The 13,626-nt window shown below is 42.2% G+C and carries 10 protein-coding genes and 5 tRNA genes; all 15 read left to right on the top strand.

Annotated features, from left to right (window positions below):
• Positions 1 to 17: 17 nt before the first annotated feature.
• The 15 genes from hpf (at position 18) to rpoC (ending at position 13,492) form a co-directional block, all read left to right on the top strand.
• Positions 18 to 317 carry a ribosome hibernation-promoting factor, HPF/YfiA family gene (hpf, locus tag ACZ48L_RS07695; RefSeq protein WP_025791939.1) on the top strand — a complete coding sequence of 100 codons (300 nt, stop codon included), beginning with the start codon at positions 18 to 20 and terminating at the stop codon, positions 315 to 317.
• Between the two features lie 86 nt (positions 318 to 403).
• Positions 404 to 477 (top strand) — tRNA-Thr (locus ACZ48L_RS07700).
• Positions 478 to 505: 28 nt separating this feature from the next.
• A tRNA-Tyr gene (locus tag ACZ48L_RS07705) sits at positions 506 to 587 on the top strand.
• 17 nt (positions 588 to 604) lie between these two features.
• Positions 605 to 677 (top strand) — tRNA-Gly (locus ACZ48L_RS07710).
• 10 nt (positions 678 to 687) lie between these two features.
• Positions 688 to 759, top strand: a tRNA-Thr gene (locus tag ACZ48L_RS07715).
• A 75-nt stretch (positions 760 to 834) separates the two neighbouring features.
• Positions 835 to 2,031 carry an elongation factor Tu gene (gene tuf, locus ACZ48L_RS07720; RefSeq protein ID WP_008821962.1) on the top strand — a complete coding sequence of 399 codons (1,197 nt, stop codon included), beginning with the start codon at positions 835 to 837 and terminating at the stop codon, positions 2,029 to 2,031.
• Between the two features lie 64 nt (positions 2,032 to 2,095).
• Positions 2,096 to 2,168: transfer RNA gene (locus tag ACZ48L_RS07725), tRNA-Trp, on the top strand.
• 18 nt (positions 2,169 to 2,186) lie between these two features.
• The gene (gene secE / locus ACZ48L_RS07730) at positions 2,187 to 2,378 is read left to right on the top strand and encodes a preprotein translocase subunit SecE (RefSeq protein WP_009435163.1); all 192 of its coding nucleotides are present in this window, start codon (positions 2,187 to 2,189) and stop codon (positions 2,376 to 2,378) included.
• A 15-nt stretch (positions 2,379 to 2,393) separates the two neighbouring features.
• Entirely contained in the window at positions 2,394 to 2,939 is a 546-nt protein-coding gene (gene nusG / locus ACZ48L_RS07735; RefSeq protein WP_008821963.1) for a transcription termination/antitermination protein NusG, read from the top strand.
• Positions 2,940 to 2,996: 57 nt separating this feature from the next.
• The gene (rplK, locus tag ACZ48L_RS07740) at positions 2,997 to 3,437 is read left to right on the top strand and encodes a 50S ribosomal protein L11 (protein WP_008821964.1); all 441 of its coding nucleotides are present in this window, start codon (positions 2,997 to 2,999) and stop codon (positions 3,435 to 3,437) included.
• A gap of 21 nt (positions 3,438 to 3,458) precedes the next feature.
• On the top strand, positions 3,459 to 4,151 hold the full coding sequence (gene rplA, locus ACZ48L_RS07745; RefSeq protein WP_008821965.1) for a 50S ribosomal protein L1: 693 nt from the start codon (positions 3,459 to 3,461) through the stop codon (positions 4,149 to 4,151).
• Between the two features lie 18 nt (positions 4,152 to 4,169).
• A complete protein-coding gene (gene rplJ, locus ACZ48L_RS07750; RefSeq protein WP_008821966.1) occupies positions 4,170 to 4,688 on the top strand; it encodes a 50S ribosomal protein L10 in 519 nt (172 codons plus the stop codon).
• Positions 4,689 to 4,749: 61 nt separating this feature from the next.
• Positions 4,750 to 5,127 (top strand): 50S ribosomal protein L7/L12, encoded by a 378-nt coding sequence (gene rplL, locus ACZ48L_RS07755; RefSeq protein ID WP_008821967.1) that lies wholly within the window; start codon positions 4,750 to 4,752, stop codon positions 5,125 to 5,127.
• Between the two features lie 152 nt (positions 5,128 to 5,279).
• Positions 5,280 to 9,089: a DNA-directed RNA polymerase subunit beta gene (rpoB, locus tag ACZ48L_RS07760; protein WP_025791941.1), complete on the top strand. Its 3,810-nt coding sequence runs from the start codon at positions 5,280 to 5,282 to the stop codon at positions 9,087 to 9,089.
• A gap of 29 nt (positions 9,090 to 9,118) precedes the next feature.
• On the top strand, positions 9,119 to 13,492 hold the full coding sequence (gene rpoC / locus ACZ48L_RS07765; protein ID WP_008821969.1) for a DNA-directed RNA polymerase subunit beta': 4,374 nt from the start codon (positions 9,119 to 9,121) through the stop codon (positions 13,490 to 13,492).
• The last annotated feature ends 134 nt before the right edge of the window (positions 13,493 to 13,626 follow it).

Consider the following 13,626-nt stretch of genomic DNA (forward strand, 5'->3'; position numbering starts at 1 on the left):
TTAAAATGGAGGTACCTATGGAAGTTAAGATTCAGTCGATACATTTCGACACTACCGAAAAGTTACAGGCCTTTATAACTAAGAAGGTCGAAAAGTTAGAAAAGTCTTACGAAGACATTCAGAAAGTAGAGGTGCAATTAAAGGTGGAGAAACCTGCTACGGCATTGAACAAAACAACTAGTCTTACAGTCGATGTTCCTGGAACAAAACTGTTCGTGGAGAAGACGTGTGATACTTTTGAAGAGAGTGTTGATCAGTGCTTAGATGCAATGAAGGTGCAGCTCACCAAGTTTAAGGAAAAGCAGAGAAAACGTTGAAAAAATCTCAGAAAAGTTTTGGAGATTAAAAATAAAGCATTACCTTTGCAGCCGTTTTACGACAGTAGCCTTTGGCTGCAAAGTACGCCTCTTTAGCTCAGCTGGCCAGAGCACGTGATTTGTAATCTCGGGGTCGTTGGTTCGAATCCGACAAGAGGCTCTTCTTTAAAGGAAGAATACATTTCTTAGGGTAGTTTCCAGAGTGGCCAAATGGGGCAGACTGTAAATCTGCTGCTTCTAGCTTCGGTGGTTCGAATCCATCACTACCCACTTTGGAAATGTAATTTGCGGAAATAGCTCAGTTGATAGAGCACTAGCCTTCCAAGCTGGGGGTCGCGGGTTTGAGCCCCGTTTTCCGCTCTAAGGTTTTGCTGTAATAGCTCAGTGGTAGAGCACTTCCTTGGTAAGGAAGAGGTCCTGAGTTCAACTCTCAGTTACAGCTCTACTACTTTTTCTAAATAATAAAGTGTAACAATAAAACACAGATTATTCATTTAATATTAAATAAAGAAAAGCTATGGCTAAAGAAGAATTCGTGCGTACCAAACCGCATGTAAACATTGGTACTATCGGTCACGTTGACCACGGTAAGACTACTCTTACTGCAGCAATTTCTAAGGTTCTTCATGAGAAGGGCTTCGGTTCTGAAGATGTTAAGTCTTTTGATCAGATTGATAATGCTCCTGAGGAGAAAGAGCGTGGTATTACTATCAACTCTGCTCACATTGAGTATGAGACAGCAAATCGTCACTATGCACACGTAGACTGTCCGGGTCACGCTGACTATGTGAAGAACATGGTTACTGGTGCTGCTCAGATGGATGGTGCTATCTTGGTTGTGGCTGCTACTGATGGTCCTATGCCTCAGACTCGTGAGCACGTTTTGCTCGCTCGTCAGGTAAACGTACCTCGTTTGGTGGTTTTCTTGAATAAGTGTGATATGGTTGAGGATGAGGAAATGCTTGATCTCGTTGAGATGGAGGTTCGCGAAATCCTCGAACAGTACGGATATGAAGAGGATACTCCTATTGTTCGCGGTTCTGCACTTGGTGCTTTGAACGGTGTTGAAAAGTGGGTTGATTCTGTAATGCAGTTGATGGATACTGTTGACTCTTGGATTCAGGAGCCAGAGCGTGAAGTTGACAAGCCTTTCTTGATGCCAGTTGAGGATGTATTCTCTATTACGGGTCGTGGTACTGTTGCTACAGGTCGTATTGAGACTGGTATCTGTAAGGTTGGTGATGAGGTTCAGCTCCTTGGTCTTGGTGAAGATAAGAAGTCTGTCATCACTGGTGTCGAGATGTTCCGTAAGAACCTTGCACAGGGTCAGGCTGGTGATAACGTAGGTCTCCTCCTTCGTGGTATTGATAAAGCTGAGGTTAAGCGTGGTATGGTTGTAGTACACCCAGGAGCTATTACTCCTCACGATCACTTCAAGGCTTCTATCTATGTTTTGAAGAAGGAAGAGGGTGGTCGTCATACTCCATTCGGTAATAAGTATCGTCCACAGTTCTACCTCCGTACAATGGACTGTACTGGTGAAATCAAACTCCCAGAGGGTGTTGAGATGGTAATGCCAGGTGATAATGTTGAGATCGAGGTAGTTCTTATCTATAAGGTTGCCTTGAATGAGGGTCTTCGTTTTGCTATCCGTGAGGGTGGTCGTACCGTAGGTTCTGGTCAGATTACTCAGATTCTTGAGGACGTAAACTAATCTCGATAATTCGAAGATTATAAATATTAAGTTCCCGTATCTCTCGGGGTACGGGAACTTACTTACGGGTTTAGCTCAGTTGGTAGAGCACTGGTCTCCAAAACCAGGTGTCGAGGGTTCGAGTCCTTCAACCCGTGCTATTAGAGAAGAATTTTATGTTTAAGAAGATAGTTAATTATTGCAAGGCTTGCTACGACGAACTTGCGCATAAAACTACATGGCCATCACGTGCCCAGCTTACACATAGTGCAATGGTTGTATTATCTGCTTCCCTAGTCATTGCGTTGGTTGTGTTTGCTATGGATTTTGTATTCCAGCACGTAATGGATTTTGTATATCCAAGTTAATTCATTAGGTAAGAAATGGCTGATACTGAAAAGAAATGGTATGTTCTTCGTGCTGTCAGTGGCAAAGAGGCAAAGGTAAAAGAATATATTGATGCCCAGTTGCGATTGAACGCGAAGCTTGCTGAGCGTGTTTTCGAGGTTTTACTTCCTATGGAGAAACATGCAACTTTGCGTAATGGCAAGCGTGTAGTCAAGGAGAAATTAAGTCTCCCAGGCTATGTTCTTGTTCAGGCCACAATGACTCCTGACATAGCTTCTATGTTACGATTCATGCCTAATGTTTTAGGATTCCTCGGAGGTATGGCTGATCCTTCACCTGTTCGCCAAGCAGATATTAATCGTTTGTTAGGTAATGTGGAAGAGACTGAGCTTGATGAAGTGCAGGATGTTCCGTTTGAAGTAGGTGAGACAGTTAAGGTTACCGACGGTCCTTTTAGCGGTTTCCATGGGGTCATCGAAGAGGTGAATTCTGAGAAACATAAGCTGAAAGTCATGGTAATGATCTTTGGTCGTCAGAATCCATTGGAATTGAGTTTTATGCAAGTCGCAAAGGAAGAATAGTATTGTTACGGATACTGTTCTATCTTTTATAGTTTAATTTTTAATATTAACAAAGAAATGGCTAAAGAAGTAGCTGGATTAATCAAATTACAGATTAAAGGTGGCGCTGCAAATCCTTCCCCTCCAGTAGGCCCTGCATTGGGTTCTAAGGGTATTAATATTATGGGGTTCTGCAAGGAGTTCAATGCCCGTACCCAGGACAAGGCTGGAAAAATTCTTCCAGTCGTTATTACTTACTACAACGATAAGTCTTTCAGCTTTATCATTAAGACTCCTCCAGCAGCAGTTCAGCTTATGGAGGCTGCTAAAGTGAAAGGTGGATCAGGAGAGCCAAACCGCAAGAAGGTTGCATCCGTAACTTGGGAGCAGGTAAAGGCAATTGCTGAAGACAAGATGCCTGACTTAAACTGTTTCACAGTAGAAAGTGCAATGAAGTTGGTGGCTGGTACTGCTCGTAGTATGGGTATCACTGTAAAAGGGGACTTCCCTGGTAAATAATTTTAAACTTCAAAAGTAAAAATGAGTAAACTGACAAAAAATCAGAAATCAGTAGCTGAGAAGGTTGAAGCAGGGAAGGCATATACATTAGAAGAGGCTTCTAAGTTAGTGAAAGAAATAACTACAACTAAGTTTGATGCTTCTGTTGATGTTGATGTTCGTCTCGGTGTTGACCCACGTAAGGCTAACCAAATGGTACGTGGCGTTGTGTCACTTCCAAATGGTACTGGTAAGGTTACACGTGTGCTTTGTCTTTGTACCCCTGATCAGGAGGCTGCCGCTAAGGAAGCTGGAGCTGATTATGTTGGGCTCGACGAATACGTTGAAAAGATTAAGGGCGGATGGACTGATGTTGATGTCATCATCACTATGCCATCATGCATGGGTAAATTAGGTCCTTTGGGTCGTGTTCTCGGTCCTCGTGGTTTGATGCCAAACCCAAAGAGCGGTACTGTGACTATGGATGTTGCTAAAGCAGTAAAGGAAGTTAAGCAGGGTAAGATTGACTTTAAGGTTGATAAGGCTGGTATTATCCACACGTCAATCGGTAAGGTGAGTATGACTGCTGAGCAGATTTATGGTAATGCGAAGGAGTTTATTTCTACCGTTATCAAGTTGAAGCCTGCTGCTGCTAAAGGTACATATATCAAGAGTATCTTTATTTCTAGCACAATGAGTAAGGGTGTCAAGATTGATCCTAAATCAGCTGAATAACTCTAAAAGTTTTGTACAATGAAGAAAGAAGTAAAAGATACGATTATCGCTGAACTCGGTGAGAAGCTAAAAAATTATCCTCATTTCTATCTAGTAGATGTAACTGGATTGAATGCTGAGGCTACAAGTTCTCTCCGTCGTAAGTGCTTCAAGAGTGAGATCAATATGGTCGTTGTGAAGAACAAACTTCTTCATAAGGCTTTTGAGGCATCTGATGTAGATTTTGAACCACTGTATGGTTCTTTGAAAGGTAATACAGCAGTCTTGTTTACACAGACAGCTAATGTGCCAGCTAAGATGTTGAAGGAGTATAAGAAGGAAGGTATTCCAGCTCTGAAAGCAGCTTATGTAGAGGAGACTCTATTTGTTGGTGCTGATAAACTCGAAGAACTTGCAGCTCTAAAGAGCAAAAACGAAGTTATTGCAGAGGTTGTTGCTTTGCTACAGTCTCCAGCAAAGAATGTTGTTTCTGCTCTCCAGTCAGGCGCTGGCACTATTCATGGTGTGCTTAAGACTTTAGGCGAGCGTGCTGAGTAAAAATCTAATAAAGTCAATAGATATATTATTTTTAGAACAAAAATCAAAAAGTTAGAATAAAATGGCAGACGTAAAAGCTATTGCAGAAGAGTTAGTAAATCTTACTGTTAAGGAAGTAAATGAGTTGGCAACTGTCCTCAAGGACGAGTATGGTATTGAGCCTGCAGCTGCAGCTGTTGCTGTTGCTGGTCCTGCAGCTGCTGGTGCAGCCGCTGGTGGCGAAGAGAAGAGCGAGTTTGACGTTGTTCTCGTAGAGGCTGGTGCAAACAAGCTTAAGGTTGTAAAGGCTGTTAAAGAGGCTTGTGGCCTTGGTTTGAAGGAAGCTAAGGATCTCGTAGACGGCGCTCCTTCTACATTGAAGGAAGGTATGGCTAAAGCTGAGGCAGAGAACCTTAAGAAGACCATCGAGGCTGAAGGTGCTAAGGTTGAGCTGAAGTAATTATTACTTCGCAATTATAAAACAATATGGTTAGGATTTGCCAAGTAGGCGAGTCCTAACCTTTTTGTGTCTTCTGACACATATTAGGAGTTCTTCCTTCTTCTTATTTAGTCCACAATGGACCTTTCATATTTGAATATTTAATTTCAGTTATGGCATTAGAAAATAAACCCAGAGTAAATTTCGCCAGCGTTAAGAATCCGTATCCTTATCCGGATTTCCTCGATGTGCAGTTGAAGTCTTTCCGAGACTTCTTGCAACTGGACACTCCGCCTGAGGAACGCAAGAATGACGGTTTGTATAAGGTGTTCTCTGAGAACTTCCCTATCACCGACACACGTAATAATTTCGTCCTTGAGTTCCTGGATTACTATGTTGACCCACCAAGATATTCTATAGAGGAATGTTTGGAGCGTGGTTTAACTTATAGTGTACCTTTGAAGGCTAAGATGAAGCTGTATTGTACAGATCCAGATCATGAGGATTTCGGTACATTTATTCAAGATGTATTCTTGGGAACAATTCCTTACATGACCAGTAACGGTACTTTTGTTATCAATGGTGCTGAGCGTGTTGTTGTTTCTCAATTACATCGTTCGCCAGGTGTATTTTTTGGTCAGGGTGTACATGCTAATGGAACTGTATTGTATAGTGCGCGAATCATTCCGTTCAAGGGTTCTTGGATCGAGTTTGCTACTGATATTAATAATGTCATGTATGCATATATTGACCGTAAAAAGAAGTTACCCGTAACTACAATGTTACGTGCCATTGGCTTTGAAAGTGACCGCGATATTCTTCAAATCTTTGATCTTTGTGAAGAGGTAAAGGTTAATAAGAAGAATATGAAAGCTGCTATTGGGCGTAAGCTTGCGGGAAATGTAATGAAGACCTGGACGGAAGACTTTGTAGACGAAGATACAGGCGAAGTCGTTTCTATAGAGCGCAATAAGGTCGTTGTTGAACGCGAGACTATTATAACAGAAGAAACTGTAGAGCAGATTCTTGATAGTGCAGTCTCATCAATCCTTCTGCATAAAGATGAAGAAGGTGCTAATAAGTATTCAATTATTTTCAATACTCTTGCTAAGGACCCAAGTCACTCAGAGATAGAAGCTGTAAATTATATCTATCGTCAGTTGCGTAATGCTGATGCTGCTGATGATGCTAGTGCACGTGAAGTGTTCCAAAATCTTTTCTTCTCTGACAAACGTTATGATTTAGGTGAGGTCGGCCGTTATCGTATCAACAAGAAGTTAAATCTTGATACAGATATGGATATCCGTGTCCTCACCAAGGATGATATTATTGAAATTATCAAGTACCTTATAAGTCTTGTAAATTCAAATGCTACAGTCGATGACATAGACCATTTATCAAACCGTCGTGTTCGTACTGTTGGAGAGCAATTGGCTAATCAGTTCTCAATAGGTCTTGCTCGTATGAATCGCACGATTCGGGAACGTATGAATGTTCGTGATAGTGAGGTTTTCCAGCCTACTGACTTGATTAATGCGAAGACAATTTCTAGTGTAATTAATTCGTTCTTTGGAACAAATCCTTTGAGCCAGTTTATGGATCAAACTAATCCATTGGCTGAAGTAACACATAAGCGTCGTCTTTCAGCATTAGGACCAGGTGGCTTGTCTCGTGAACGCGCAGGATTTGAAGTACGTGATGTTCACTATACTCATTATGGTCGTCTGTGCCCTATAGAGTCTCCTGAAGGACCTAATATCGGTTTGATTTCTTCTCTCTGTATGTATGCTAAAATCAACGACCTAGGCTTTATTGTTACTCCGTATCGTCGTGTAACAGACTCTAAGGTTGATATGGATAACAAGGACGTTTTGTTCTTGACTGCCGAAGAGGAAGAAGAACAGATTATAGGACAAGGAAATGCGCCATTGAATGATGATGGTACATTTATCCGTGATACTGTTAAATGTCGCCAAGATGCAGACTATCCAGTTGTTGGTCCTGAATCTGTTGATCTTATTGATGTTTCTCCACAACAAATTGCTTCTGTTTCTGCTGGTCTGATCCCGTTCTTAGAGCATGATGATGGTCACCGTGCATTGATGGGTTGTAACATGATGCGTCAAGCTGTACCTTTGCTTCACAATGATGCACCAATTGTTGGAACAGGTCTTGAGAAGCAAGTGTGCGAGGATTCGCGTACAATGATAACAGCTGAAGGAGATGGAGTCATTGAGTACGTTGATGCAACAACAATCCGTATCTTGTATGATCGTTCAGAAGATGAGGAGTTTGTTAGTTTCGAACCAGCATTAAAAGAATATCGTATCCCAAAATTCCGTCGTACAAACCAGAACATGGTTGTTGACCTTCGTCCAATCTGTGACAAGGGGCAGCGCGTAAAGAAGGGAGATATTCTCACAGAAGGTTATGCTACAGAAAATGGTGAACTTGCCTTAGGGCGTAACCTCCTTGTTGCCTATATGCCTTGGAAAGGATATAATTATGAAGATGCTGTCGTTATTTCTGAGCGTATGGTGCGTGAGGATGTTTTGACATCAGTTCATGTTGATGAATATTCTCTTGAGGTCCGTGAAACTAAGCGTGGTGTTGAGGAATTCACTTCAGATATTCCAAATGTAAGTGAGGAAGCAACCAAGGACCTTGATGATAATGGTATTATCCGTGTTGGTGCTCGTGTTGAGCCTGGTGACATCATGATCGGTAAGATCTCGCCTAAGGGTGAGAGTGATCCTTCACCAGAGGAGAAACTCCTTCGTGCAATTTTCGGTGATAAAGCTGGAGATGTAAAGGATTCTTCTTTGAAAGCAAATCCTTCACTTAGTGGTGTCGTCATAGACAAAAAACTCTTCAGTCGTGCAATTAAAACGCGTGAAAGTAAACGTCAAGATAAGGTTACACTTGCAAAAATAGATGAGGAACAAGAGGCAAAGATCAATGATTTGAAGGATCTTTTGGTAGACAAACTACTTGAATTGACTGAGGATAAAGTCTCACAGGGAGTAAAAGATTACTCAGACGCAGAGATTATAACTAAAGGTAGTAAGTTCTCAGTTGCTGCGCTTAAAAATCTTGATTACGAAGGAATTCAGTCAAATGGCTGGACAGATGATGAGCATACGAATCTTCTGATTCAAAAGCTTATTATGAACTATATTCGCAAGTTTAAGCAAATGGACGCTGAACTGAAACGCAAGAAGTTTGCAATTACTATTGGTGATGAACTACCTTCTGGTGTTCTTCAAATGGCTAAAGTCTATATTGCAAAGAAACGTAAGATTCAGGTGGGTGATAAGCTTGCTGGTCGTCATGGTAATAAGGGTATTGTTTCTAAGGTCGTACGCACAGAAGATATGCCGTTCTTGGAAGATGGTCGTCCTGTAGATTTGGTACTGAACCCTATGGGTGTACCTTCACGAATGAACCTCGGTCAAATATTTGAGGCTATTCTTGGTGCTGCTGGACGTAAGTTAGGTGTTAAGTTTGCTACCCCAATTTTTGATGGTGCTAAACTCTCTGATTTAAAAGAGTGGACAGATAAGGCTGGTTTACCAAACTTATGTTCGACTTATATATACGATGGAGAGACAGGAGAGAAATTTGATCAGCCTGCTACTGTGGGTATCACTTACTTCTTGAAACTTGGTCATATGGTTGAGGATAAGATGCATGCCCGTAGCATTGGACCATACTCTTTGATTACTCAGCAACCGCTCGGTGGTAAAGCCCAGTTTGGTGGCCAGCGTTTTGGAGAGATGGAGGTTTGGGCTATTGAGGCCTTTGGTGCATCTCATGTTCTTCAGGAGATTTTGACAATCAAGTCTGATGATGTTGTAGGCCGTTCTAAGGCTTATGAGGCTATCGTTAAGGGTGAACCAATGCCAACACCAGGCATTCCTGAGTCACTCAATGTGTTATTACACGAATTACGTGGTCTCGGTCTAAGCATCAAACTTGATTAATACGTACACCCCTATAATAGAAGTAAAACATGGCTTTTAAGAAAGATAATAAAGTAAAGAGTAATTTCAGCAAAATTACTATCGGACTGGCTTCACCAGAAGAAATCCTTGAGAATTCTTTTGGCGAAGTGACCAAGCCTGAAACCATAAACTATCGTACCTATAAACCAGAACGCGATGGTTTGTTCTGTGAACGTATCTTTGGTCCAACAAAGGACTATGAATGTGCTTGTGGGAAATACAAGCGTATTCGTTATAAAGGTATTGTTTGTGATCGTTGTGGTGTTGAAGTAACTGAGAAGAAGGTACGTCGTGAACGTGCTGGACATATAGAATTAGTCGTTCCCGTTGCCCATATTTGGTATTTCCGGAGCCTCCCAAATAAGATTGGCTACCTTTTAGGTATGCCAACGAAGAAGCTGGATGCTGTTATTTACTATGAGAAGTATGTTGTCATCCAACCAGGTGTCGTAGAAGGGATGAAGAATGCTGACTCTGAAGAGGACTTGAATGGATCTCACAAGTTTGATCTTCTTTCTGAGGATGAATATTTGGATATTCTTGATAATAAGCTTCCAGAAGGTAATGATCGTTTAGATGATTCTGATCCGAAGAAGTTTATTGCTAAGATGGGAGCAGAGGCGGTCTATGATTTGCTTTCAAGCATTGATCTTGATCGTTTGGCTGGTGAGTTACGTGATCGTGCGACAACAGATTCAAGTCAACAGCGTAAGACCGAGGCTTTGAAGCGTCTACAGGTTGTAGAAGGCTTCCGCCAGTCTATTGGTGTAAACAAGCCAGAGTGGATGATTATGAAGATTATCCCAGTCACTCCACCAGAACTCCGTCCATTAGTCCCATTAGATGGTGGTCGTTTTGCAACTTCAGATCTCAATGACCTTTATCGTCGTGTTATCATTCGTAATAATCGTTTGAAGCGACTTATGGAGATTAAAGCTCCTGAGGTTATTCTGCGTAATGAGAAGCGTATGCTCCAGGAAGCTGTTGACTCTCTCTTTGACAACAGCCGTAAGTCATCAGCTGTTAAGAGTGAGAGTAATCGTCCATTGAAGTCTCTTTCTGACTCATTAAAGGGTAAGCAGGGACGTTTTCGTCAGAACCTGCTAGGTAAACGTGTCGACTATTCTGCACGTTCGGTAATTGTTGTTGGTCCAGAGTTGAAGATGGGTGAGTGCGGTCTCCCTAAGTTGATGGCAGCAGAGCTTTACAAGCCATTCATCATTCGTAAGCTTATTGAGCGCGGTATAGTGAAGACTGTAAAGAGTGCTAAGAAGATCGTAGATCGTCGTGAGCCTGTAATTTGGGATATCCTCGAGAATGTGATGAAGGGACACCCTGTAATGTTGAACCGTGCGCCGACACTTCACCGTTTGGGTATTCAGGCATTCCAGCCTAAACTCATTGAGGGTAAGGCTATTCAACTTCATCCTTTGGCATGTACAGCATTCAATGCTGACTTTGATGGTGACCAGATGGCTGTTCACCTCCCATTGAGTAATGAAGCTGTTCTGGAAACACAGATATTGATGCTACAGAGCCACAATATTCTAAATCCAGCAAATGGTGCGCCTATTACTGTCCCTTCACAAGATATGGTACTTGGTCTCTATTATATCACCAAGATTCGTCCAGGTGCTAAGGGGGAAGGCCTTTCTTTCTATGGATCAGAAGAAGCAATCATAGCTTACAATGAGAAGAAGTGTGACCTTCATGCTCAAGTAAAGGTTGTTGTTGACGATCTTGTAGATGGTAAAATACAGAAGAGAATGGTTGAGACCTCTGTTGGTCGTGTTATCGTCAACCAGATTATCCCTACCGAGATAGGTTTCTTCAATGGTATTATCTCTAAGAAGTCACTTCGTGGTCTTATTGCCGATGTTATTAAAGCTGTTGGTATGGCACGTGCTTGTGAGTTCCTCGATGGTATAAAGAACCTCGGTTATCATATGGCTTATGTTGCAGGTCTATCTTTTAACTTGGATGATATCATCGTCCCAGTAGAAAAGAAAGACATTGTAGGTAAGGGACAAGATGAGGTTGATCAGGTGAAGGCTAACTACGAAATGGGTTTCATCACCGATAAGGAACGTTACAATCAGGTGATTGATGCTTGGACACACGTTAACAATAACCTTAAGCAAAGTGTGATGAAGCATATGACTGAGGCAGACCAGGGATTCAATGCAGTATATATGATGCTTGACTCTGGTGCTCGTGGATCTGCTGATCAGATTGCTCAGCTTGCGGGTATGCGTGGTCTTATGGCTAAACCACAAAAAGCTGGAGCTGAAGGTGCACAGATTATTGAAAATCCTATCATTTCAAACTTTAAAGAAGGTATGTCGGTATTGGAGTACTTCATATCTTCTCACGGTGCTCGTAAAGGTTTGGCAGATACTGCCATGAAAACAGCCGATGCAGGATATTTGACTCGTCGACTTGTTGATGTTTCACATGATGTGATCATCACAGAGGAGGATTGTGGTTCTCTTCGTGGACTTGAGTGTCGTGCTTTGAAGAATGGTGATGAAACCATAGCTACTCTTTATGAGCGTATCTTGGGACGTGTCTCTGTTCACGATGTGATTAATCCTACAACTGGTGATATTATTGTTGCTGCTGGTGAGGAGATCACAGAGGCTAAGGCCCAGGCTATAGAGAACTCTCCAATTGAGATGGTAGAGATTCGTTCTGTTCTAACTTGTGAAAGCAAGAAAGGTGTATGTAAGAAGTGTTATGGTCGTAACCTTGCCACGGCTCGTATGGTACAGATGGGTGAAGCTGTCGGTGTTATTGCAGCTCAGGCTATTGGTGAGCCTGGAACTCAGCTTACTCTTCGTACGTTCCATGCTGGTGGTGTCGCAGGTAATGCTGCTGCTAATGCAACAATTACGGCAAAGAACGATGCTAAGATAGAGTTTGATGAGCTCCGTACAGTCCCGTTTGTTGATGACGATGATAGGGAATGTCAGATGGTTGTAAGCCGTTTGGCTGAAATTCGTTTTGTTGATCCAAATACAGGTATTGTTCTCCTTACAGATAATGTGCCTTATGGTAGTTCTCTTTACTTCAAGTCTGGTGACAAAGTGAAGAAGGGCGATGTAATTTGTAAGTGGGACCCATTCAATGCAGTTATTGTTAGTGAATATGCTGGTACGCTTCGCTTACATGATGTAGTAGAAGGTGTTACTTATAAGGCAGAGACTGATGATGCAACAGGTCTTACAGAACGTATTATAACCGACTCTCGTGACAAGACCAAGGTTCCAACTGTTGATGTTGTTAAGGCTGGTGCAAAGAAAGGTGCAGATGGTCAATATGCAGCTGCTGATATTCTTGGTACTTACAACCTTCCGGTAGGTGGTCATTTAGAGCAGATTCTGCAGGATGGTGCAGAGATTAAGACTGGTATGACACTTGTTAAGATACCACGTTCTGTAGGTGGTGCTGGTGACATTACTGGTGGTCTTCCACGTGTTACCGAGCTCTTTGAAGCACGTAATCCATCTAACCCAGCTGTCGTTTCTGAGATTGATGGTGAGGTAACAATGGGTAAGGTTAAACGTGGTAATCGTGAGATTATTATTACCTCTAAAACAGGTGAACAGCGTAAGTATCTAGTAAGTCTTTCAAAGCAGATTCTTGTACAGGAACATGATGCTGTGCGTGCTGGTACTCCGTTGTCTGATGGTATTATCACACCAGCTGATATCCTATCTATTATGGGACCTACCGCAGTACAAGAGTATATTGTGAATGAGGTTCAGGACGTTTACCGTCTACAGGGTGTGAAGATCAATGATAAGCACTTTGAGATTATCGTCCGTCAGATGATGCGTAAGGTTCGTATTGATGATCCAGGTGATACAACGTTCCTTGAGCAGGAGTTGATTGATAAGCTTGACTTCGCAGAAGAGAATGATCGTATCTGGGGTAAGAAGGTTGTTACTGACCCAGGAGATTCTGAGAACTGTTATAAGGGACAAATTCTTTCCGTGCGTAAGTTGCGTGATGAGAATTCAAGTCTTAAGCGTCGTGACCTTAAACTTGTTCAAGTGCGTGATGCTGTTCAAGCAACAGCAACTCAGATCCTCCAGGGTATTACTCGTGCAGCCCTCGGTACGAAGAGTTTCATGAGTGCAGCTTCTTTCCAGGAGACTACTAAAGTCCTCAACGAGGCTGCTATCCGTGGTAAGAGTGACAATCTTGAGGGTATGAAGGAGAACGTAATCTGTGGTCACCTCATCCCTGCAGGTACAGGTCTTCGCCAGTGGCAGAAGCTTGTTGTAGGCTCACAGGAAGAGCATGAGCGTATGGAAGCTAACAGAAAGAATGTCATAGACTATGCTAATCAAGAGGCAGCAGAAGTGACACAGGAGTAATTCTACTCTTTCTATGCATATTAAGAAGAAGGGATTCACAGGCTTTGTGAATCCCTTCTTTTGCTATCTGTGGCTTAAGTAAGATTGTGATCATAGAAAAAACTTTAACTTAATGAACTTGGGTAGATGATGAT

This window comes from Prevotella histicola (assembly GCF_055385135.1).

Excerpts from the sequence above, each read along its gene's own strand:
- hpf (WP_025791939.1), top strand. The coding sequence starts at position 18 with ATGGAAGTTAAGATTCAGTCGATACATTTCGACACTACCGAAAAGTTA.
- tuf (WP_008821962.1), top strand. The coding sequence starts at position 835 with ATGGCTAAAGAAGAATTCGTGCGTACCAAACCGCATGTAAACATTGGT.
- secE (WP_009435163.1), top strand. The coding sequence starts at position 2,187 with ATGTTTAAGAAGATAGTTAATTATTGCAAGGCTTGCTACGACGAACTT.
- nusG (WP_008821963.1), top strand. The coding sequence starts at position 2,394 with ATGGCTGATACTGAAAAGAAATGGTATGTTCTTCGTGCTGTCAGTGGC.
- rplK (WP_008821964.1), top strand. The coding sequence starts at position 2,997 with ATGGCTAAAGAAGTAGCTGGATTAATCAAATTACAGATTAAAGGTGGC.
- rplA (WP_008821965.1), top strand. The coding sequence starts at position 3,459 with ATGAGTAAACTGACAAAAAATCAGAAATCAGTAGCTGAGAAGGTTGAA.
- rplJ (WP_008821966.1), top strand. The coding sequence starts at position 4,170 with ATGAAGAAAGAAGTAAAAGATACGATTATCGCTGAACTCGGTGAGAAG.
- rplL (WP_008821967.1), top strand. The coding sequence starts at position 4,750 with ATGGCAGACGTAAAAGCTATTGCAGAAGAGTTAGTAAATCTTACTGTT.
- rpoB (WP_025791941.1), top strand. The coding sequence starts at position 5,280 with ATGGCATTAGAAAATAAACCCAGAGTAAATTTCGCCAGCGTTAAGAAT.
- rpoC (WP_008821969.1), top strand. The coding sequence starts at position 9,119 with ATGGCTTTTAAGAAAGATAATAAAGTAAAGAGTAATTTCAGCAAAATT.